General features: G+C 63.9%; 19 protein-coding genes. 4 read left to right on the forward strand and 15 right to left on the reverse strand.

The window, feature by feature from the left end; translation table 11 throughout:
* Positions 1 to 32: 32 nt before the first annotated feature.
* Genes AC5RU9_RS07380 through AC5RU9_RS07390 form a run of 3 tightly spaced genes read left to right on the forward strand, consistent with a single transcriptional unit; the run spans position 33 to position 2,963 of the window.
* Positions 33 to 929 (forward strand): aldo/keto reductase, encoded by an 897-nt coding sequence (locus tag AC5RU9_RS07380; protein WP_494015916.1) that lies wholly within the window; start codon positions 33 to 35, stop codon positions 927 to 929.
* A 10-nt stretch (positions 930 to 939) separates the two neighbouring features.
* Positions 940 to 1,884 carry an alpha/beta fold hydrolase gene (locus AC5RU9_RS07385; RefSeq protein ID WP_494015917.1) on the forward strand — a complete coding sequence of 315 codons (945 nt, stop codon included), beginning with the start codon at positions 940 to 942 and terminating at the stop codon, positions 1,882 to 1,884.
* On the forward strand, positions 1,881 to 2,963 hold the full coding sequence (locus AC5RU9_RS07390; protein WP_494015918.1) for a glycosyltransferase family 4 protein: 1,083 nt from the start codon (positions 1,881 to 1,883) through the stop codon (positions 2,961 to 2,963). Before AC5RU9_RS07385 ends, AC5RU9_RS07390 begins: the two co-directional genes overlap by 4 nt.
* A 9-nt stretch (positions 2,964 to 2,972) precedes the next feature.
* Here the strand turns inward: AC5RU9_RS07390 and AC5RU9_RS07395 are convergent, their stop codons facing one another.
* The 13 genes from AC5RU9_RS07395 to pyrR form a co-directional block, all read right to left on the reverse strand.
* Complete coding sequence (locus tag AC5RU9_RS07395) at positions 2,973 to 5,066, reverse strand: primosomal protein N' (protein WP_494015919.1); 2,094 nt, start codon at positions 5,064 to 5,066, stop codon at positions 2,973 to 2,975.
* Positions 5,067 to 5,225: 159 nt separating this feature from the next.
* The gene (gene metK, locus AC5RU9_RS07400) at positions 5,226 to 6,455 is read right to left on the reverse strand and encodes a methionine adenosyltransferase (protein ID WP_211712307.1); all 1,230 of its coding nucleotides are present in this window, start codon (positions 6,453 to 6,455) and stop codon (positions 5,226 to 5,228) included.
* Between the two features lie 76 nt (positions 6,456 to 6,531).
* Entirely contained in the window at positions 6,532 to 7,779 is a 1,248-nt protein-coding gene (coaBC, locus tag AC5RU9_RS07405) for a bifunctional phosphopantothenoylcysteine decarboxylase/phosphopantothenate--cysteine ligase CoaBC (RefSeq protein ID WP_494015920.1), read from the reverse strand.
* A gap of 27 nt (positions 7,780 to 7,806) precedes the next feature.
* On the reverse strand, positions 7,807 to 8,067 hold the full coding sequence (rpoZ, locus tag AC5RU9_RS07410) for a DNA-directed RNA polymerase subunit omega (RefSeq protein ID WP_017197559.1): 261 nt from the start codon (positions 8,065 to 8,067) through the stop codon (positions 7,807 to 7,809).
* Positions 8,068 to 8,107: 40 nt separating this feature from the next.
* Positions 8,108 to 8,680 (reverse strand): guanylate kinase, encoded by a 573-nt coding sequence (gene gmk, locus AC5RU9_RS07415; RefSeq protein WP_211712305.1) that lies wholly within the window; start codon positions 8,678 to 8,680, stop codon positions 8,108 to 8,110.
* A 21-nt stretch (positions 8,681 to 8,701) separates the two neighbouring features.
* Entirely contained in the window at positions 8,702 to 9,028 is a 327-nt protein-coding gene (mihF, locus tag AC5RU9_RS07420) for an integration host factor, actinobacterial type (protein WP_211712304.1), read from the reverse strand.
* A gap of 97 nt (positions 9,029 to 9,125) precedes the next feature.
* The gene (gene pyrF / locus AC5RU9_RS07425; RefSeq protein WP_494015921.1) at positions 9,126 to 10,001 is read right to left on the reverse strand and encodes an orotidine-5'-phosphate decarboxylase; all 876 of its coding nucleotides are present in this window, start codon (positions 9,999 to 10,001) and stop codon (positions 9,126 to 9,128) included.
* Positions 9,994 to 13,302 (reverse strand): carbamoyl-phosphate synthase large subunit, encoded by a 3,309-nt coding sequence (carB, locus tag AC5RU9_RS07430; protein ID WP_211712302.1) that lies wholly within the window; start codon positions 13,300 to 13,302, stop codon positions 9,994 to 9,996. Before carB ends, pyrF begins: the two co-directional genes overlap by 8 nt.
* Positions 13,302 to 14,558 (reverse strand): glutamine-hydrolyzing carbamoyl-phosphate synthase small subunit, encoded by a 1,257-nt coding sequence (gene carA, locus AC5RU9_RS07435; protein ID WP_494015922.1) that lies wholly within the window; start codon positions 14,556 to 14,558, stop codon positions 13,302 to 13,304. Before carA ends, carB begins: the two co-directional genes overlap by 1 nt.
* Positions 14,539 to 15,060: a PH-like domain-containing protein gene (locus AC5RU9_RS07440; protein WP_494015923.1), complete on the reverse strand. Its 522-nt coding sequence runs from the start codon at positions 15,058 to 15,060 to the stop codon at positions 14,539 to 14,541. Before AC5RU9_RS07440 ends, carA begins: the two co-directional genes overlap by 20 nt.
* Positions 15,060 to 16,385, reverse strand: coding sequence for a dihydroorotase (locus tag AC5RU9_RS07445; protein ID WP_494015924.1), 1,326 nt, complete (start codon positions 16,383 to 16,385; stop codon positions 15,060 to 15,062). The genes AC5RU9_RS07440 and AC5RU9_RS07445 overlap by 1 nt, the downstream gene beginning before the upstream one ends.
* Positions 16,385 to 17,392: an aspartate carbamoyltransferase catalytic subunit gene (locus AC5RU9_RS07450; RefSeq protein ID WP_211712298.1), complete on the reverse strand. Its 1,008-nt coding sequence runs from the start codon at positions 17,390 to 17,392 to the stop codon at positions 16,385 to 16,387. The genes AC5RU9_RS07445 and AC5RU9_RS07450 overlap by 1 nt, the downstream gene beginning before the upstream one ends.
* Positions 17,389 to 17,973, reverse strand: coding sequence for a bifunctional pyr operon transcriptional regulator/uracil phosphoribosyltransferase PyrR (gene pyrR / locus AC5RU9_RS07455; RefSeq protein ID WP_309988541.1), 585 nt, complete (start codon positions 17,971 to 17,973; stop codon positions 17,389 to 17,391). The genes AC5RU9_RS07450 and pyrR overlap by 4 nt, the downstream gene beginning before the upstream one ends.
* A 110-nt stretch (positions 17,974 to 18,083) precedes the next feature.
* Here pyrR and AC5RU9_RS07460 point away from each other — a divergent pair, with 110 nt between their 5' ends.
* Entirely contained in the window at positions 18,084 to 19,373 is a 1,290-nt protein-coding gene (locus AC5RU9_RS07460; RefSeq protein WP_494015925.1) for a PrsW family intramembrane metalloprotease, read from the forward strand.
* An 81-nt stretch (positions 19,374 to 19,454) separates the two neighbouring features.
* Here the strand turns inward: AC5RU9_RS07460 and nusB are convergent, their stop codons facing one another.
* Positions 19,455 to 19,865: a transcription antitermination factor NusB gene (gene nusB / locus AC5RU9_RS07465; RefSeq protein WP_211712295.1), complete on the reverse strand. Its 411-nt coding sequence runs from the start codon at positions 19,863 to 19,865 to the stop codon at positions 19,455 to 19,457.
* The gene (gene efp / locus AC5RU9_RS07470) at positions 19,865 to 20,428 is read right to left on the reverse strand and encodes an elongation factor P (RefSeq protein WP_011774957.1); all 564 of its coding nucleotides are present in this window, start codon (positions 20,426 to 20,428) and stop codon (positions 19,865 to 19,867) included. Before efp ends, nusB begins: the two co-directional genes overlap by 1 nt.
* Positions 20,429 to 20,536 lie beyond the last annotated feature (108 nt).

The raw sequence follows: 20,536 nt of genomic DNA on the forward strand, positions 1-20,536 counted from the left end.
AAATCGCGTCCGGACTGGGTAGAGTCGTTGCTATGAGATCCTCATCCAAGCTGACATCGAGCCGGCTGGCACTTAACAACGGCGTACAGATGGAACGACTGGGATTCGGACTCTATAAGGTTCCGCCCCATGACGCTGACACCCTGGTGGCCACGGCCCTCGGGGAAGGGTACAGGCGCTTCGACACTGCGGCGATGTACGGCAATGAGGTAGGCGTCGGCAGGGGAATCGGGGCGGCCATCGGCGATGCCGCTGCCGCCCGCAGCGCCACAGGTGGTTCCGGAGAAGCGGTACATGGCCTTTCACGCGAGGACCTGTTCGTGACCACCAAGGTCTGGAATGACGACCAAGGCTACGATCCGACGCTCCGGGCGTTCGACACCTCCATTTCCAACCTTGGGCTCGACTATGTGGACCTCTACCTGATCCACTGGCCCTGCGCCGGCCGCGGGCTGTTCACCGAGACATACAAGGCGATGGAAACCCTGTACCGCGAAGGCAAAGTCCGGGCCATTGGCGTGTCCAATTTCCAGCCCGGGCACCTCGAAGCACTCATGGACAAGGCTGAGGTTGTTCCAGCCGTCAACCAGATCGAGCTGCACCCCTGGCTGCAACAAACCCGGCTAAGGACCCTGCATGAACAGCTGGGGATCGCCACGGAGGCCTGGAGCCCACTGGGCCGCGGCCAGGTCCTGGCAGACCCCGCCATTGTGTCGCTGGCGGAGAAGTACAACCGGACCCCGGCGCAGATCATTCTCCGCTGGCACCTCCAGTTGGGAAACCTGGTCATCCCGAAGGCCAGCTCCCCGGGTCGGATCAAGGAGAACATCGCCGTCTTCGACTTTGAACTGGACACCGCCGACATCGAACGAATGGCGGGACTCGAGCGCCACCACCGAACGGGTTCGCACCCGGACAACGTGAACTAGGACTAACCGTATGGAAAAAGTGGACACCGCGCATTCGCCTGACGGTGCGCAGGCCCCTGGGGAATTCTTCAGCGCGTCCCTGCCCGGGCGGACCCACGCCTCGGACGTCGACGTGGACGGCAGCAATATCGCGTACTGGACCTACGAACCTGTGTCCGTTACAGCTGCCACCCGAACCATCCTGGTCATCCACGGTTTCCGGGGCGATCACCACGGTCTGCTGCGCGTCGCAGACCAGCTCCCCGAGATGCGCATCATCATGCCGGACCTCCCGGCTTTCGGCAGCTCCGAACCATTCGTGGGCGACGAGCACACCGTGGAACGGTACGGGCGGTTTATCTCCAGCTTCATGGCAGCAACCGGTCTTGGCCCCAAGACGGTCCTGCTGGGCCACTCCTTTGGATCCATCGTGGCCAGCCATTTCGCCGCAGCGCATCCGGGATCGGTCTACCCCTTGATCCTGGTCAACCCCATTGCCGCGCCGGCGTTGGAAGGCCCCAAGGGCATCATGACCAAACTTGCTGTGTTGTACTACCAGGTTTCAGCGAGGCTCCCCCGCCCCCTGGGGCTGGCGGTGCTCCGCAACCGGGCCATCGTGCGTGTCATGAGCATCACGATGGCAAAAACCAAGGACAAGAACCTGCGCCGGTTCATCCACGCACAGCATGATGCCTACTTCAGTGCCTTCGCGGACCGGAACAGCCTGCTCGAATCCTTCAAAGCCTCGGTCTCAGGGAACGTCGCAGAGGTCGCCGAACAGCTGACCCTCCCGGTGCTCCTGGTCGCCGGCGAAAAAGACGAGATCGCCACCCTTCCCAACCAGCACAAACTCATGGAGCGCTTACCCGACGGAACGCTGGAAGTGATTCCCGGCGTCGGGCACCTCATCCACTACGAGACGCCGGTCCCGGCCGCGACAGCCATCCGCACCTTCCTGGAGGAACATCCCGCGTGAAAATCGTCATCGACGCCCGCTTTACCCGAACGGACCACCACGATGGCATCAGCCGCTACGGTTCCAGCCTCATAGCAGCGACATCCAAAATCGCGGACGTGACCATGCTGATCAGCGACAAGCGCCAACTCGCGCTGCTGCCGGACGTTCCCTATGTGATGATCAACAGCCCCTTGTCTCCGATGGAGCTGTTTGTCGCACGCAAGGTCAACCCGCTGGGCGCGGACGTCGTCGTGTGTCCCATGCAGACCATGGGCACCCTGGGACGGCGCTACGGCCTAGTCCTCACCTTGCATGACCTCATCTACTACGAGCACCCGACTCCCCCAGGTTTCCTGCCGGCTCCCGTACGGCTGCTGTGGCGGCTCTACCACAAGGCCTTTTGGCCGCAGCGCCTCCTGCTGAACCGAGCCGACGTCGTGGCAACCATCAGCCAGACAACCCGCGCCCTCATGGCCAAGTACCAACTGACCAAACGGCCGGTGCGCATTGTGGGCAACGCCCCGCAACCCGGCCAGGCACCCCGTGATCCTGCCGCGGGCGCCGACAAGACACTCCTGTACATGGGTTCGTTCATGCCGTACAAGAATGTGGAAACGATGATCCGGGGCATGGCCGGCTTGCCGGACTTCACCCTGCACCTGCTCAGCCGGATCACCTCCGACCGCAAAGCCGAACTGGAGGCGATGGTTCCAGAAGGAGCCAAGGTCCAGTTCCACAACGGCGTTACGGACGCCCAATACGACGAACTCCTTGTCCGGGCAACCGCCCTGATCAGCCTTTCCCGCGCCGAGGGGTACGGCTTGCCGCTGGTTGAGGCGATGGCGCTGGGGACACCCGTGATCGCCAGCGACATCCCGATCTTCCGGGAAGTAGGCGGCGACGCCGTCAGCTACGTGGACCCGGATTCACCCACGGACTTCGCAGCCGCCGTCACGGCTTTGGCGAAGGACTCCCTCTGGCAGGAGCGCTCCGTGCGGTCGGTGGAGCGTGCCGCAGCGTTCAACTGGGACGAGTCAGCACAGCAACTCCTTGCCGCAGCCGAGGAAGTCGTGGCCCAGCGCAAACGCAAGGGCTGACGCGCCGGGCTAGAGGACGTCCACGCCGTCCAAGCGGAGCTGTACGGGGCCAGACGTGCGCTTGGCGGCACTCGCGGCCTTCACGGCGCGCATGGCGCGCGTAGCCGCAGCCGCGTCGCTGTAGGGAATGAAGTAGAGCATCCTGACATCCGCATCGTCGGCCGGCAATTGGGCGGCACCTGTAAGCGGCTGAAGGGGAGCTGGCCCGGCGCTGCGGAGTTTGGTGCCCGACGGCAGCGCAGCACTGGCCTCGAAGGCTTGGGAAAAGTGTCCGACGTCGGCCCTCCCGCCAGTAACGGAGGCGACCCGTACCGCTGGGGGCAACTGCAGTTCCTTCCGCAGTGCCAGCTCGCGCGACGCGTATCCCGCAGCGTCCCACCGCAGCAGCGCACCGGTCGCAGCGGTATCGTCCGCGGTGATCACCACGAGGCCGCCCTGGCTTGCAGGTTTGACCAGGGCAGCTGCGTTGAACCAGCGCCTGACGGTGTCCTCGCCTGCCCTGAGGTTCTCGCGCCGGAGCAGCGAATTTCCGTCGAGCAGCAGGGCCGCAGCGTAGCCGTGGGCAGCCACCGGCTCAGCGCCGACAGTCGCCACCACCAGGGCCGGAACATCCGGCACGGCTGCTTTGATGTGCTCACCTGATGAAGTCACGACGGCCTTGCCCGGGAAGGCACGCCCCAGTTCCTCCGCCGTCCGCATCACGCCCGCCGCACCCCGGCGGAGCCTTGTTCCGCTGCAATGGGTGCAGCGCCACTGGGGTGCTGGTGTTGAGCACCAGCGGCACGCGGGTATGGCTGAGCCGCTGGATACGGCCAACGGCCCCTGGCAGGCGTTGCAGCGGGCAAGTTCCCGGCACGTCTCGCACACCAATGACGGTGCATAGCCGGCCCGCGCAACCTGCACCAGGACCGGACCCCGCTCCAGGCCCTGCTTTGCCGCCCGCCAGGCCGCCCCGGGCAGCCGGGCAATGCGTGCCAAGGGATCACGTTCCTGCTCAAAACTGTCAGCCGTGTTCAGGACCCGCGGAACCGTCGAACGGACAGCGGATCGTGGTGCTTCGATAGGAACGGCCCACTGCATTTCGACGAGGCGCTGAAGCTCAGTGCTGCGGCTGTGGGCAGCCATGAGGCAGGCCGCACCCTCCTGCTCGGCACGCAGCAGCAGGACCTCCCGGGTATGCGCATAAGGGGCCCGCTGCTCGATGTGGAGGTCATCGCCATCGTCCCAGCACACCACCAGGCCCAGGTCCCGCACAGGGGCGTAGGCGGCCGAACGCGTGCCAATCGCCACTCCAGCGGAACCACTCAGCAGCCGAAGGAAGTTCCGGTAACGGGGGGTCTGGCCGTCGTCTGCAGTGAGTCGGGCGACGTCGGACTTCGGCAGGACACTCTCCAGGGCGGCTTCCAACTGCTCCAGGTCACGGTAGTCGGGTACGACCACCACGGCGCCCCGGCCCGATGAGCGGACCGCCGCAACGGCGGAAGCAACAAGCGCCGGCCACCCGTGGGAGCCGAATCCCTGCAAAGCGGTTAGGACAGCCTTGGGCGAACCGCCCCCGGCCAAGTGCTGCACGTACGGTGCACCGTTGGAATAAGCCCTCCAGCCATCGGCCGGACTGGACCCCAGCTCAGGTGTTCCGGCCGCATCCAGCTCGCCAGCCAGCAGTTCCTTCTCCACCTTGGCGACCCTGGGCGGGATCGCAGTCCGGAGGACGTCGCTGAGGGTTCCGGCATACCGGGCGGCGACACTGCCGGCCAACTCTGCGATGGCCGGAGTCAGGACGGCCACCGGGGAGACGACCTTGTGCAGGGCCGACAAGGAGTGGGAGCCCTCCGAATCGGCGCGGCGCTCCACGACGTACCCGTTCAGCTCCTGGCCGTTGAATTTGACCTTGACGCGCACACCGGGCACAGCAGTGTCAGAAAACTCCGCGGGAACGCTGTAGTCGAAAGGCCTGTCCAAATGCGGCAGCGAGGATTCCAGCACCACCCGTGCCACGGGGTTCTCCGCGGCGAGGGGCGGTCCGTTGACCGGTGCACGCTCCGGAAAGCCCTGCAGCAGGGAAGGCTGGAGCAATGACGGCTGGGCCTCGAATCCTGCCACGCACTTCACCTCCAATTCACTACCGGGCATCCTTGAACATCATCAACGCAGAATGCCCGCAGCGGGATTGACCCGCTGCGGGCATCTCTCTGGCTTCAGCAAACCATGGGGCACCGACAAAGTAGTAACCCATGGCCCAAGCCGGCCAAACGTGAAAGATCAGGCGTTGAAGTATTCCTTCAGGTCATCAACCCGGTCCAGCCGCTCCCACGTGAAGTCGGGATCGTCGCGGCCGAAGTGGCCATGCGCGGCCGTCTTGGCGTAGATGGGCCGCTTCAGGTCAAGGGCGTCAATAATGGCCCGGGGACGCAGGTCGAAGAGTTCCGTGATGGCCTCGCTGATGCGGGCCGGATCAACAGTCTCCGTACCGAACGTCTCAACATACGTTCCAACGGGGCGGGCCTGGCCGATGGCGTAGGCGATCTGGATCTCGGCGCGCTTTGCCAGTCCAGCGGCCACTACGTTCTTGGCGACCCATCGCATGGCATAGGCAGCCGAACGGTCCACCTTGGACGGATCCTTGCCGGAGAACGCTCCACCGCCGTGACGGGAGAATCCGCCGTAGGTGTCAACAATGATTTTGCGTCCGGTGAGGCCGGCGTCGCCCACCGGGCCGCCGATGACGAAGGCACCGGCAGGGTTCAGGATGTTCGCCGTACGTGCGATATCCAGGTTGGAAGCGGACAGCACCGGGTCAATGACGTAGCTGGCGAGGTCCGCACGAAGCTGCTCCAGGCTCGCTTCTTCGGCATGCTGGCTGGAAATAACCACGGTTTCCACGGAAACGGGTCGGTCGCCGTCGTAACCTACCGTGACCTGCGTCTTGCCGTCCGGGCGGAGGTACGCGAGCTCGCCGTTCTTGCGGACTTCGGTGAGGCGTTCCGAGAGGCGGTGCGCCAGCCAGATGGGCGTAGGCATGTAGGAGGCTGTCTCGTCGCTGGCGTAGCCGAACATGATGCCCTGGTCGCCTGCGCCCTGGAGATCGTAGTCGTCCTCCTGGCGGCCCTCGCGTGCTTCAAGCGAGTTGAAGACACCGCCCGCAATGTCGTTGGACTGCTGGCCAATGGAGACGGAGACACCACAGCGGGCACCGTCGAAGCCGTTGGCCGAGGAGTCGTACCCGATGCCAAGGATGGTTTCGCGGACGATCTGCGGAATCTCGACGTAGGCGTCAGTGGTGACCTCACCCGCCACGTGCACCAGGCCGGTAGTGGCCATGGTCTCTACGGCCACGCGGGATTCAGGATCCGCGGCCAGCAACGCATCAAGAATGGAGTCGCTGATCTGGTCGCAGATCTTGTCCGGGTGCCCTTCGGTGACCGACTCTGAGGTGAAGAGCCGGAGCTTGGACGGGGTGCCATGGTGTTCATGGTGCAGCGGTAAAGTCACTCGACCACCTTACTGGGTTGCGGGACGGCGGCTTCTTCCGTGTGTCCCTTTGCTAAGAATTCCGGTGTGGGTTCGGTTACACAGCGGGAAAAACCCGTGCGAGCTCGGCGCCCACCCGGTCGATCACGGCAGCAGCAACATCGGCCTTGGAACCGGCCGCGGATTCCGGCTCCGCCCCGTGCCCGGAAAGGATGACCACGGAGTTGTCGTCCTGGCCGAAGACACGGCCAATGCCAACATGGTTGACCACAAGGAGGTCGCAGCCCTTGCGCTTGAGCTTGGCCGTGGCATGCTCCAGGACGTCTCCCTGGGCATCGCCCGTTTCCGCCGCGAAACCCACGATCAGTTGCTTGCCGCCTTCGGCGTTCCGCCGCTCAACGAGCTCGTGCAGGATGTCCGGATTCCGAACCAGGTGCACCAACGGTGCGTCCTCGCCGTCGACCTTCTTGATCTTGGTGTCTGAAACTTCTGCCGGACGGAAGTCCGCCACAGCGGCAGCCATAATAACGACGTCGGAATCGGCCGCCGCTTTCAGCGCCGCCTCCCGCAACTCCAGGGCAGACTCAACGCGGACAATCTCGACGCCGGCAGGCGGCTCAACGTCCATATGCGCCGCAAGGAAACGGACAGTGGCTCCGGCGGACAGCGCAGCAGCGGCCAGGGCCGCGCCTTGCTTTCCCGATGAGCGGTTGCCCAGGAAGCGCACCGGATCCAAGGCTTCCCTGGTTCCGCCGGCGGAGATGGTCACGACGCGTCCGGCAAGGACACCGGACTGGCTGCCCTGCACCGGCGAGGATTCCGTGCCGGCAAGGGCCATGGCGGCAGCGAAGATCGCTTCAGGTTCCGGCAGGCGGCCCGGGCCCGAGTCCGCGCCGGTAAGGCGCCCGGAGGCAGGCTCAAGGACTGTGACGCCGCGGCTGCGCAACGTCTCCACGTTGGCCTGGGTTGCGGCGTGCTGCCACATTTCCGTGTGCATGGCCGGAGCAAAGAGGACGGGCCCGTGGGCCATGAGGAGCGTGTTGGTGAGGAGGTCGCCCGCCTGTCCGGTGGCTGCCTTGGCCAGGAGGTCAGCGGTGGCCGGAGCAACGACGATAAGGTCCGCCTCATGTCCCAACCGGACATGGTTGACCTTCTCGACGTCGTCAAAGACGCTGTTGCTCACAGGGTTGCCCGAGAGGGCCTCCCATGTGGCCACACCAACAAAGCGGGTTGCCGCTTCCGTGGGAATGACCGTCACCTTGTGACCGGCTTCAGTAAAAAGCCGGAGGAGCGATGCAACCTTGTAGGCTGCGATCCCTCCCCCGACTCCGAGGACTATGCGCACGTGACCTCCGTCAACAGGCAGTCTGTTTTATTCTGCGGGCTCGATCGGCGTGGAGACCAGGAGGCCTTCGTTGATCTCGCGCAGGGCGATCGAAAGCGACTTTTCGTTCAGCTTGGTGTCGACCAGCGGGCCAACGTACTCGAAGAGGCCCTCGTGAAGCTGGGCGTAGTACGCGTTGATCTGACGGGCACGCTTGGCGCCGAAGATTACCAGGCCGTACTTGGAATCGGCAGCCTCAAGCAGCGAATCGATCGGCGGGTTGATGATGCCTTCAAGGTTCGTGGACACGAATTCTCCAAATTCTAGCGGGCCAACAAATGCAGGCGCTTTAGCGCCCGTGCGGGGTAAGCCCCATGAGTGAAACAAGCTCGTCCGCTGCCCGGCGAACGTCGTCATTGATGACGGTGTGGTCAAACTCCGGTTCAGCAGCAAGTTCCAGTTTAGCGGTTTCCAGCCTGCGCTGCTGTTCCTCGGGTGTTTCGGTGCCCCGGCCCACCAGGCGCCGCACCATTTCATCCCAGCTGGGCGGGGCCAGGAACACGAAATTGGCGTCCGGCACCGCGGCCTTGACCTGCCGCGCGCCCTGGAGGTCGATCTCGAGGAGGACTGATTTGCCTTCGGCAATGGCCGCGTTCACCGTGCTTCGGAGCGTGCCGTAGCGGTTGTGGCCGTGGACAACGGCCCACTCCAGGAGTTCGCCCTGGTCGACCAGCGAGTCGAACTCCTCGGCGGACTTGAAGAAGTAGTGGACTCCGTCTTTCTCTCCCGGCCGGGCGGCCCGGGTGGTTGCCGAGACTGAGAGCCAGACCTCCGGATAGTTGTCCCTGATGTAGGTTGAAACGGTTCCCTTGCCAACGGCAGTGGGGCCTGCAAGGACAGTCAGTCCAGGATTCTTGCTCACGGATTCCTTCGGGGAGATGCGTCAAACGCTTTGCTGGGTATCCATAAAATCTACCAGCGCCCGGGCCTGGTGAATTCCCAGCCCCCTGATCCGCCGGGATCCGGCAATTCCAATCTCGGCCATGATCCCAGCAGCCCTGACGGGTCCAATGCCCGGCAGGGCCTCCAACAATTCCACCACCCGCATGCGGGCTATCGCCTCGTCCGTCGTGCCCGAGGAGATCAGCTCGGCAATGCTCAGCTCACCGCGCTTGAGCCGTTCCTTGGCCGCTGCACGCACGGCACGCGCCTTGGCAGCCTTTTCAAGGGCATCGGAACGTTCCTGCGGTGTCAGCTCTTTAAGGCCCACTGCCAAACCCCTGTCAGATCGAGATTGTGATCCAGATCACGCGGACTGATCCTGAACCTACCGGCAGGGGCCCCGTTGCGCAATGACGGTTGGCAACTTACTCGGAGCGGAGCCCGTCCAACGTCTCCCGGGTGGCTGCCCGCAGTGCCGCAACCGACGGGCCCGCGGCCAGGATTCCGCGGCTCGAGGTCGCAAGGACACTCGGATACGCGGCCCCAAAAGTGGCACGGAGATCGGCGGGGGTAGCGCCCTGGGCACCGAGTCCCGGGGCCAGGATGGCACCACGGACCGGACCAAGGTCAATGTCGAGGTCCTCCAACGCCGAACCAATGGTGGCACCCACCACTAGGCCAACCGAACCCAGAGCCCCGTCATAGCGGCGGTTCTCCGCAGCAGCCTCGGCCACAATGCGCCGGGCAACGGAATCAGCCCCACCAACATGCTGGACGGACTTGCCCTCCGGGTTGGACGTCAACGCGAGCACAAACACTCCCCTGCCGTACTGGGCTGCGAGATCCAGCGCCGGACGCAGCGACTCAAAGCCGAGGTATGGGCTCAAGGTCACAGAATCCGCGGCCAAGGATGACCCGTCACGCAGCCAGGCGTCGGCGTAGGCCGCCATCGTGGAACCAATGTCTCCACGCTTGGCGTCGGCGATACTGAGGACCCCTGCCTCCGAGGACGCAGCCAGAGTGCGCTCCAGCACAGCCATGCCCGCAGACCCATGCCGCTCGTAGAGGGCCACCTGCGGCTTCACCGCGGCAGCGAGGGAAGCCACTGCCTCCACCACCGTTAGCGAAAAGCGCTCCAGCCCGGCGGCGTCGTCGTTCAGTCCCCACTCAGCCAGGAGCTGCGGGTGCGGGTCGATCCCGACACACAGCGGTCCGCGGGCCGTCATGGCGGCAGCCAGCCGGGAGCCAAAGGACTCCCGGGCCGGCTGCTGCTCCTGCTGTGGCGAAGCAGCCTCAGGCATTGGCTGCTTCCACTGCCGCTGCCAGATTCGCTGCGTGCTCCTGCAGGCTGGTCACCGACCATTCGTAGGTGCGCAGCGCCTCAATTGCCTGTACAGCGGCGTTGAACTCGGCAACGGTGGTGATGCAAGGGATGCCGATGGAGGTTGCTGCGGCACGGAGTTCGTATCCGTCGCTGCGGGCTTCACCGCCGGAAGGCGTGTTGAAGACCATGTCAATCTCTCCGGCAACGACGAGGTCGGCGATGGTTCCTTCGCCTTCGGCGCTGCTGCCCTCGGCTACCTTGCGCACCGGAGTGGCTTGGATGCCGTTGCGGCGCAGGACATCTGCCGTGCCGCCTGTGGACACGATCTCGAAACCAAGGTCCGAGAGCCGCTTGACGCCCATGATCACCGAGCGCTTGTCGCGGTTCGCCACGGACACAAAGATCTTGCCTTCGGTGGGCAGCGCGTTGTTGGCTGCGGCCTGGCTCTTGGCGAATGCCGTATCGAAGTGCTTATCGATACCCATGACTTCACCGGTGGAGCGCATTTCCGGGCCGAGCAGGGAGTCCACAACCTTGCCCTCCGGGGTACGGAAGCGGCTGAACGGCAGGACGGCTTCCTTGACGGCAACCGGGGCGTCCAAGGGCAGCGTGGAGCCGTCCCCCGTCTCCGGCAGCATCTTGTAGGCGGTGCGGAGCTGGTTGATGGTGACACCCGTGCCGATGAGCGCGGCGGCCTTGGCCATCTGGACACCCGTGGCCTTGGAGACGAACGGAACCGTGCGGGAGGCACGTGGGTTGGCTTCCAGGACGTACAAGACGTCGGAGGCCAGCGCGAACTGGATGTTGATCAGGCCGCGGACACCTACACCCTCGGCGATGGCACGCGTGGCAGTGCGCACGCGTTCGATCACGTTGTTGCCCAGGGTGATCGGAGGCAGGACGCACGCGGAGTCGCCCGAGTGGATACCGGCCTCTTCGATGTGCTCCATGATGCCGCCGAGGTACATGTCAGTGCCGTCGAAGAGGGCGTCAACGTCGATTTCGACGGCGTCCTCAAGGAAGCGGTCGATCAGCACCGGGTGGTCCGTGGTGATCTCGGTGGCGTTGGCGATGTAGCGGGAGAGGTTGGCTTCGTCGTAGACAATCTCCATGCCACGGCCACCGAGGACGTAGGACGGGCGCACCAGGACCGGGTAGCCGATCTCGTCGGCGATCTTCTTGGCGTCCTCGAAGGAAACGGCGGTGCCGTTCTTCGGGGAGGTCAAGCCGGCCTCGTCCAGGACACGTGCGAAGGCGCCACGGTGCTCGGCGAGGTCGATGGCCTCGGGCGAGGTACCAAGGATCGGCACGCCTGCATCGGCGAGCTGCTGTGCCAGCTTGAGCGGGGTTTGGCCGCCGAGCTGAACGAAGACACCCATGACGCCGCCGGTGCGTTCCTCTGCCGCGATGACCTCGAGGACGTCCTCAAGGGTCAGCGGTTCGAAGTACAGGCGGGTGGAGACGTCATAGTCGGTGGAGACCGTCTCGGGGTTGCAGTTGACCATGACGGTCTCGTACCCGGCCTTGCGCAGTGCCATGGAGGCGTGCACGCAGGAGTAGTCGAACTCGATGCCCTGGCCAATGCGGTTGGGGCCGGAGCCGAGGATGATGACCGAGGGCTTGGCGTGCAGGCCCACTTCATCTTCTTCGTCATAGGACGAGTAGTGGTACGGGGTGTAAGCGGCGAACTCAGCAGCGCAGGTGTCCACCGTTTTGTACACGGGACGGATGCCCAAGGCCTGGCGGACGCCCCGGACTACTGCCTCATTGTTGTGGGTCAAGGCACCGATCTGCTCATCGGAGAAACCATGGCGCTTGGCGTTGCGCAGCATTTCCTCGGTCAGCACGCCGGCCTTGCGGATCTCCTGCGCGGTCTCGTTGAGCAACTGCAGCTGGTCCAGGAACCAGGGGTCGATCTTGGTGGCTTCGAAGAGGTCTTCCACGCTGGCGCCGCCCAGCATGGCCCGCTGCACCTGGTGCAGGCGGTCAGTGGTGGGACGCTTGGCCTTCTCAATGAGCTCGGCAACTTCGTATTCGGGTACGGAGCTGAAGTCCAGCTGCGAACCCTTCTGCTCCAGGGAGCGCAAGGCCTTCTGCAGGGCTTCGGTGAAGTTGCGGCCCATCGCCATGGCTTCGCCGACGGACTTCATGGTGGTGGTGAGGGTGTTGTCCGCTGCCGGGAACTTCTCGAACGCGAAACGGGGAACCTTGACCACGACGTAGTCCAGGGTCGGCTCGAACGACGCCGGCGTCTTCTGCGTGATGTCGTTGGGGATCTCGTCCAGCGTGTAGCCCAAGGAAAGCTTGGTGGCGATCTTGGCGATGGCGAAACCTGTTGCCTTCGATGCCAGGGCCGAAGAGCGGGAAACGCGGGGGTTCATCTCGATGACCACCACGCGGCCCGTGGCGGGGTCGATGGCGAACTGGATGTTGCAGCCACCGGTGTCAACGCCAACTTCGCGAATGACAGCGATGGAGACGTCGCGCAGCTTCTGGTACTCGCGGTCCGTGAGCGTCAGGGCCGGGGCAACCGTGATGGAGTCACCGGTGTGGACACCTACGGGATCGAAGTTCTCGATGGAACAGACAACAACGACGTTGTCGTTCTTGTCGCGCATCATCTCCAGCTCGTATTCCTTCCAGCCGAGGATGCTCTCTTCGAGCAGGACCTCGGTGGTGGGGCTGTACTGGAGGCCCTGGCCGACGATGCGGCGAAGGTCGTCCTCGTTGTACGCCAGGCCGGAGCCCAAGCCACCCATGGTGAAGGAAGGACGGACCACCATGGGGTAGCCGAGGTCTTCCGCTGCCGTGAATGCCTCGTCCATGGTGTGGATGATGTGGCTGCGTGCGGACTCTGCACCACACCGCTCCACCACGCCCTTGAATTTCTCGCGGTCTTCGCCGAGTTCAATGGCTGCAATGTTCGCACCAATGAGTTCCACGTTGTACTTCTCCAGCACACCGTTCTTGTCCAGCGCGATGGCGGTGTTCAGTGCCGTCTGGCCACCCAGGGTGGGCAGGATGGCGTCCGGGCGCTCCTTGGCGATGATCTTCTCCACCACCTCCGGGGTGATGGGCTCAACGTAGGTGGCATCAGCGAACTCGGGGTCCGTCATGATGGTGGCCGGGTTGGAGTTCACGAGGATGACGCGAAGGCCTTCCTCCTTGAGGACGCGAAGGGCCTGGGTGCCGGAGTAGTCGAACTCGGCGGCCTGGCCGATGACGATCGGGCCCGAGCCAATGACGAGGACGCTCTTGAGATCTGTACGCTTGGGCATTACTTCTTGTCCTCAGTCTTGGAGTCGTTGTTCTTTGCGGTGTTATCGCCTGTGGCCTTGGACTTGGTGTCGGCCATGAGGTCGATGAAGCGGTCAAAGAGGTAGGCGGCATCGTGCGGTCCGGCCGCGGCTTCGGGGTGGTACTGGACCGAGAATGCGGGGATGTCGAGGCAGGCGAGACCTTCAACGACGTCGTCGTTCAAGGAAACGTGGCTGACTTCAACGCGCCCATAACGCTCTTCCGGTGCCACCGTGGCGCCGTTCAGCGGCGCGTCGACGGCGAAGCCGTGGTTCTGCGAAGTGATTTCCACCTTGCCCGTGCGGCGGTCCATGACCGGCTGGTTGATGCCGCGGTGGCCGTAGCGGAGCTTGTAGGTACCGAAACCAAGGGCGCGGCCGAGGATCTGGTTTCCGAAGCAAATGCCGAAGTACGGCAGCTTCTCATCCAGCACCGAACGCAGGAGCTTCACCTGGTGATCGGCCGTCGCGGGGTCGCCCGGGCCGTTGGACATGAAGAAACCGTCGGGGTTCACGGCGTTGACGTCCTCAACCGTGGAGGTGGCCGGCAGGACATGGACACGAACGCCACGTTCGGCGAAACGTACCGGGGTCATGGCTTTGATGCCGAGGTCCACAGCTGCGATGGAGAAGCGCGGTTCGCCTTCCCAGCCGTGGTCCTTGGGCTCAACAACATAGGCCTCGTCAATGGACACTTCCTCGGCCAGGGCTGCGCCTTCCATCGGAGCACTTGCCAGGACGGTGTCCAGCAGCTCCTTGTCGGTTGCCTGTGCGGCTTCGCCGGAGAAGATGCCTGCGCGCATGGTCTTGTGCTCGCGGAGGTGGCGGGTGATGGCCCTGGTGTCCACTCCCTGGATACCGACGATTCCCTGCTCGGTGAGTTCGTCGTCCAGCGAACGCTCGGAGCGCCAGTTTGAGGGTCGGCGTGCGGCGTCGCGCACAATGTACCCGGCTACCCAGATACGGCGGGACTCAGCGTCGTCGCTGTTGACGCCGGTGTTGCCGATGTGCGGCGCCGTCTGGACAACCAGTTGGCGTGCGTAGGAGGGGTCGGTGATGGTCTCCTGGTAGCCGGTCATGCCGGTGGCGAAGACGGCCTCACCGAGCGCGGTTCCCTGGGCGCCGTAGCTGCGGCCGCGGAACACGCGGCCGTCTTCGAGCACCAGCACTGCTGCTGAGGAGGTGGGGGTGGTGGCTGCTTTACTATCCGTCACTTTATTACTTTCCACTATCGGCATCTGCCTGAGGGGCTGCGGAGATCAATTCCTGGAGGGCTTCGAGGAGGAGCTGCTTGTCGGCTGCGTGCCTGGACCGGAAACCGGTGTCCAGCTCACGGCTGCCCAGTTTCCAACTGATGACCAGGAGCCCGTCCTTTTCGACGAACTTCCCTGTCATGCCGTCCGCTGGGCGGCTGTCCTGCACCGCGGAGCGCGGGATGAAGACCGGGGCGGCACCGGATCGGTCGAACAGCACGCCTTCGGCGTGGATGCTCAGTTCCGCGTTGGTCCGGATACCCAGGCCTTGGACGGCGATTCGGTCCAGCCAGTCGCCCGCCGTGGTGGTGGCCACGTACTGGCCCTCCGCTACGACGCTGGCGGGGGTCAGCTGCTCCGGCACCGCGGGAAGGCGTTCGACGTCGGCTTGTCGCCTCAGGCGGTTCCGCCAACCCAGCCAGAGCATCGCCAGCACCACGGCGATCAACGGAACCGTGATGAGCACGGTCAGTGTCTGGTTGTCCATCAGTTACCGCTGACTGCAGGGTAGCGGTACGGGGTGTTGAGTTTGCCGTCGAGGACAGTGGGGTGGCCCTTGAAGAAGGTCGCCACCACTGAACCGGGCAGCTCTTTGCCCTTGAACGGTGAATTGCGGCCCATGGTTGCCATTTTATGGGGGTCGACGGTCCAACGCGCAGCCGGGTCCACCAAGATGACGTTGGCGGGCTCGCCAACCTCCAAGGGACGGCCCTGGTCGGCAACACGTCCGATCGCCGCCGGAGTGAACGAGGTAACCCGGGCGAAGTCGGCCCAGGTCATCAGGCCGGTTTCGATCATGGTTTCCTGCACCACGGAGAGCGCGGTCTCCAGGCCCGTCATGCCCATGGCGGCCTGGGCCCACTCACATTCTTTGTGCTCGCTGGGGTGCGGAGCGTGGTCGGTGCCGACGACGTCGATGGTGCCGTCGGCCAGGCCTTCGCGCAGCGCCTGCACGTCGGCGTCTGTACGGAGCGGCGGGTTGACCTTGTACACGGGATCGTAGCTTCGGACCAGTTCGTCGGTCAGGAGCAGGTGGTGCGGGGTGACTTCGGCGGTGACGTTGATGCCGCGGGCCTTCGCCCAGCGCACGATCTCCACGGAACCTGCGGTGGAGACGTGGCAGACGTGCAGGCGCGAACCCACGTGCTGGGCGAGCAGCACGTCACGGGCAATGATGCTCTCTTCTGCCACGGCCGGCCAACCTGTTAGCCCAAGCACCGCCGAGACGGCGCCCTCGTTCATCTGTGCCCCGGCGGTCAGGCGGGGTTCCTGCGCGTGCTGGGCCACCACGCCGTCGAACGCTTTGACGTACTCCAGCGCACGACGCATGATGACGGGATCGTGGACGCAGATGCCGTCATCGGAGAACATCCGGACCTGTGCGCGTGAGTCCGCCATGGCGCCGAGCTCGGCGAGCTGCTCACCGGCCAATCCCACGGTAACCGCGCCGACCGGACGCACGTCAACCCAACCGGACGCGCGGCCCAGGCTGTGGACCTGCTCGACGACGCCGGCAGTGTCCGCTACGGGATTGCTGTTGGCCATGGCGTGGACGGCTGTGAAGCCACCCAACGCAGCGGCGCGGGTTCCGGTTTCCACCGTTTCGGCGTCCTCCCGGCCCGGTTCGCGGAGGTGCGTGTGGACATCAACCATGCCCGGCAGGGCAACGAGGCCGTTGCCGTCGATGACTGTAGCGCCCTCGTCCGCGAGGTCCTTCCGGCGTGCTTCGATGATGCCGTCGCGGATCAACAGGTCTTCAGCTTCACCGCCGAGGATGGCCGCCCCACGAATCAGGTAGGTGTTCTCTGCCATCAGTTGGTCTCCTTGCTGGACTGGATTGCGTTCGGGGCGGCTTCGCGGGAATCCCCGGAGAGCAGCAGGTAAAGGGCGGCCATGCGGACCGAAACGCCGTTGCGTACCTGCGCAAGCACAGTGGAACGCGGCGAATCCGCGGCGGCCGAGGAGATCTCCAGGCCCCGGTTCATGGGTCCCGGGTGCATGATGATGGTGTCCTTCATGCCAAGGTCGTCCAGCGCACGGAGCCGGGCGTCGTCGAAACCCCAGCGCCGCGAGTACTCGCGGGTTGACGGGAAGAACGACGCGTTCATCCGCTCGCCCTGGACACGCAGCATCATCATCGCGTCGATGCCGGCTTCCAATGTCTCGTCCAGGTTGTAGCTGACCTTGCAGGGCCAGTGCTCGACGCCGATGGGCAGCAAAGTGGGTGGCGCCACCAACGTGACCTCTGCGCCGAGGGTCTTCAGCAACCAAACGTTGGAGCGGGCAACACGGGAATGCAGGACGTCGCCGGCGATTGCCACCCGCATGCCCTTCAGGTCAGCGCCCGTAGAAGCCGTACCCCTGAGCTGAGCCCAGTGCCGTCGCATGGTGAACGCGTCCAGGAGGGCCTGCGTGGGGTGTTCGTGGGTGCCGTCGCCGGCGTTGATCACGGCAGCGTCGATCCAGTCCGTCGCAGCGAGGCGATGGGGTGCGCCTGAGGCCCAGTGTCGGATGACCACTGCGTCAGCGCCCATGGCAGCCAAAGTCTGCGCGGTGTCCTTGAGCGACTCGCCCTTGGACACCGAGGAACCCTTGGCGGCAAAGTTGATGACGTCCGCGGAGAGGCGTTTGGCTGCGGCTTCGAAGGAGATGCGGGTGCGGGTGGAGTCCTCGAAGAAAAGGTTCACCACTGTCCTGCCGCGCAAGGCAGGAAGTTTCTTCACTTCACGCTCGCCCACTGCGGACATTTCCTCGGCTGTATCCAGGACCCGGATGGCATCGAAGGCGCTGAGGTTCTCGGTGGAAAGGAGGTGCTTCACTTGCCGGCCTCGATAACTACTTCGTTGACGGGCACGCCGTCCACGGAGTCGATTTCCTCCAGGTGGACGCGGACTTTCTCGGATGAGGACGTCGGCAGGTTTTTGCCTACGTGGTCGGCACGGATCGGAAGTTCCCGGTGTCCCCGGTCCACCAGGACAGCCAGCCGGACGATCCTGGGGCGGCCAAGGTCAACCAAGGCGTCCAACGCCGCGCGGATGGTCCGTCCCGAGTAGAGGACGTCGTCGATCAGGACAACAACCTTGTTGTCGATCCCGGACAAAGGAAGCCGGGTGTGGCGCGGAGGCCGTGTGGGCTGGTGTGAGAGATCGTCACGGAACATGGTGACATCCAGTTGGCCGACAATCGTTTCAGCGTTGACAGTGGGGTCGGCAGCTGCGATTTTGTTGGCAAGCCGCACGGCCAAAGGATAGCCACGGCTGGGAATGCCCAGAAGAACAAGGTCCTGGGAGCCCTTATTGGCTTCAAGGATCTCGTGGGCGATACGAGTGAGCGCACGGTCAATGTCCGCCTGGTTGAGGACAACCCGCGACGGCACGTGCGCTGAAGTGACTTCAGTCATCGCTCGTCTCCCCTTTCCCCGCCTCACGGGACGGAATTAAAAAAGGAATATTTGCTTTTCCAAGCTACCACAACGGCACTTTCACGCTTCACCCGGGGCCGCTCGCCGGCATGAGTTTAAGCTCACATTCTCCGCCGTGGAATAGGCTCATTCCCATGACCATGAACCATCACGGCCAACCTGGCGGACAACCTTATCCGCGACCCTCTTTGGAACCTGGCGCAAACCCCACTTGGATGGGCCGCGTGCAGCCCGCGAACTACCAGCAAGCTCCGGGGAACCCGGCATCGCTCCCCCACCAGACCTGGGCCATGCCGCCGGCGCCGAGACGTTCCATGGGCACGCTTCCGTTGGTCATCGGTGGCGGGATCCTGGCACTTGCCAGCCTCCTGCTGGTCCTGCCCTTCCTCTTGGGCAACACGGGAATCACCGGCTTCGTGATCGGCTTCATCGCCTCCCTCATTCCGTTGACTGTAGTGCTGCTCACCGTCCGCCTCATCGATCGCTGGGAGCCGGAACCAAAGAGGCTCCTGTGGTTTGCTTTCACATGGGGCGCGGCCGTATCCATCGCCGGGACGCTGCTCATCCAGCCCCTGTTCGCCCTGGCCGCACCCACCACCAGCGAAGAAGCCTTCACCTACTTCATGGCTACCGTCCAGGCCCCGATCGTCGAGGAATTCACCAAGTCGCTGGGACTCCTGGTACTGATCCTCGGCGCCCGGAAGTACTTCGACGGACCCGTGGACGGCGTCGTGTTCGCCTTCACCATTGCCGCGGGATTCGCTTTCACGGAAAACATTCTCTACTTCGGTCGGGAAATCGCTTCATCCACCGATCCCGGCACTGACTTTGTACGGATCTTCATCCTGCGCGGCGTGATGTCTCCGTTTGCCCACGCCGTGTTCACCGGAACAACCGGACTCATCATGGGCTTCGCAGCCCGCAGATGGCACCCCGGTTACGCGGTCCTGGCGTTCTTCATAGGCTTGTTGCCGGCAATGTTCCTGCACAACCGCTGGAACAGCATGGGCCAGGACTTCCTGGTGGAGTACTTCGTGGTCCAGGTTCCCATTTTCCTGATAGCGGCAGTGGGAATCATCCTGCTGCGCGTCGCTGAAGGAAAGCTCACGCGCCAACGGCTCCTCGAGTATGCACGCGCCGGTTGGTTCACGCCCGCAGAAGTGGAGATGCTGGGCACGTCCAGGGGGCGGCGCCAGGCACTGCGGTGGGCGTCGTCGCGTGGAAGGGCGGCACAGATGCGGGCCTTCATCAAAGGTGCCACGGCTTTGGCCTTCACGCGCCAGCGCATCCTCAGTGGCCGCGACGTACCGGTCCACCAACACGACGAACTTGAACACCTCCGCGCGATACCCGCTCTCAGGGCGGCAGTCCTGCAGTAGTTCTTGTCCGGCAACGCCAACAGAAAAGGACCCGCTTCCCGGTTTCCCGGGAAGCGGATCCTTTTGAACATTGCCTGCCGACTAGGCCAGCAGTGAAGGTTTGAGCTTCTGCAAGCGGCCAAGAAGGCCATTAATGAAGGCCGGAGACTCGTCCGTGGACATCGTCTTGGCCAAGGCGACGGCCTCGCTGACGGCTACACCGTCAGGGACTTCGTCGTTGTACAGCAGTTCCCACGAACCGATACGGAGGATAATCCGGTCCACGGACGGCATCCGCTCCAAGGTCCAGCCCTGCGCGTACGTCTCAAGGAACTCATCAATGGTTTCCTGCATGGAGACCACGCCTTCGATGATTTCCACCGTGTAGGGGTTGATCACGAGGTCTGTCTTCTCCCGACGTGCCTTGAGCGCGTCAAAAGCCGAGACGGAACGCTGCTCCGCTTCGAAAAGTACTTCCAGTGCCCTGCTACGGGCTTTACCGCGTGCGCTCACTAGTCGTTGACCCGGCCCAGGTAGCTGCCGTCGCGGGTGTCGACCTTGACCTTGGTGCCCTGCTCAACGAACAGCGGTACCTGGATCTCGTACCCGGTTTCAACAGTGGCAGGCTTGGTGCCTGCGGAGGAGCGGTCACCCTGGAGGCCTGGCTCCGTGTAGGTGATTTCGAGGACAACGCTCGGGGGCAGTTCGATGTAGAGCGGCGTGCCCTCGTGGATGGCGATATTGACCATCTGGTTCTCGAGCATGAAGTTGGTGGCATCGCCAACCGTTGCACCGGAAACGGTGATCTGGTCGTAGTCCTGCGTGTCCATGAAAACGAAGTCTTCGCCGTCCTGGTACAGGTACTGGTAATCGCGGCGGTCAACCGTGGCGGTTTCAATCTTCAGGCCGGCGTTGAAGGTCTTGTCGACCACCTTGCCGGACATGACGTTGCGCATTTTGGTGCGGACGAAGGCGCCGCCCTTGCCCGGCTTGACGTGCTGGAACTCAATGATGTTCCAGAGCTGGCCCTCGAGCTTCAGTACGGTCCCGTTCTTGATGTCGTTTGTGGTTGCCACTCGTATCCTCTGGTTAATCGCACTGGTTCTAGCTGCCAGCTATCTATGCCAAGCAGGCGTGCCAATCGGCGCGCCAGCGCGTATATATCAAAAATCCAAAAACCATTC

Source organism: Arthrobacter sp. B0316-5-4 (genome assembly GCF_059090325.1).

Coding starts and splice junctions, on each gene's coding strand:
- AC5RU9_RS07440 (WP_494015923.1), bottom strand. CDS start 15,060: ATGGACAACCAGACACTGACCGTGCTCATCACGGTTCCGTTGATCGCC.
- carA (WP_494015922.1), bottom strand. CDS start 14,558: ATGCCGATAGTGGAAAGTAATAAAGTGACGGATAGTAAAGCAGCCACC.
- pyrR (WP_309988541.1), bottom strand. CDS start 17,973: ATGACTGAAGTCACTTCAGCGCACGTGCCGTCGCGGGTTGTCCTCAAC.
- AC5RU9_RS07460 (WP_494015925.1), top strand. CDS start 18,084: ATGAGTTTAAGCTCACATTCTCCGCCGTGGAATAGGCTCATTCCCATG.
- AC5RU9_RS07380 (WP_494015916.1), top strand. CDS start 33: ATGAGATCCTCATCCAAGCTGACATCGAGCCGGCTGGCACTTAACAAC.
- pyrF (WP_494015921.1), bottom strand. CDS start 10,001: ATGCCTGAGGCTGCTTCGCCACAGCAGGAGCAGCAGCCGGCCCGGGAG.
- AC5RU9_RS07445 (WP_494015924.1), bottom strand. CDS start 16,385: ATGGCAGAGAACACCTACCTGATTCGTGGGGCGGCCATCCTCGGCGGT.
- carB (WP_211712302.1), bottom strand. CDS start 13,302: ATGCCCAAGCGTACAGATCTCAAGAGCGTCCTCGTCATTGGCTCGGGC.
- AC5RU9_RS07385 (WP_494015917.1), top strand. CDS start 940: ATGGAAAAAGTGGACACCGCGCATTCGCCTGACGGTGCGCAGGCCCCT.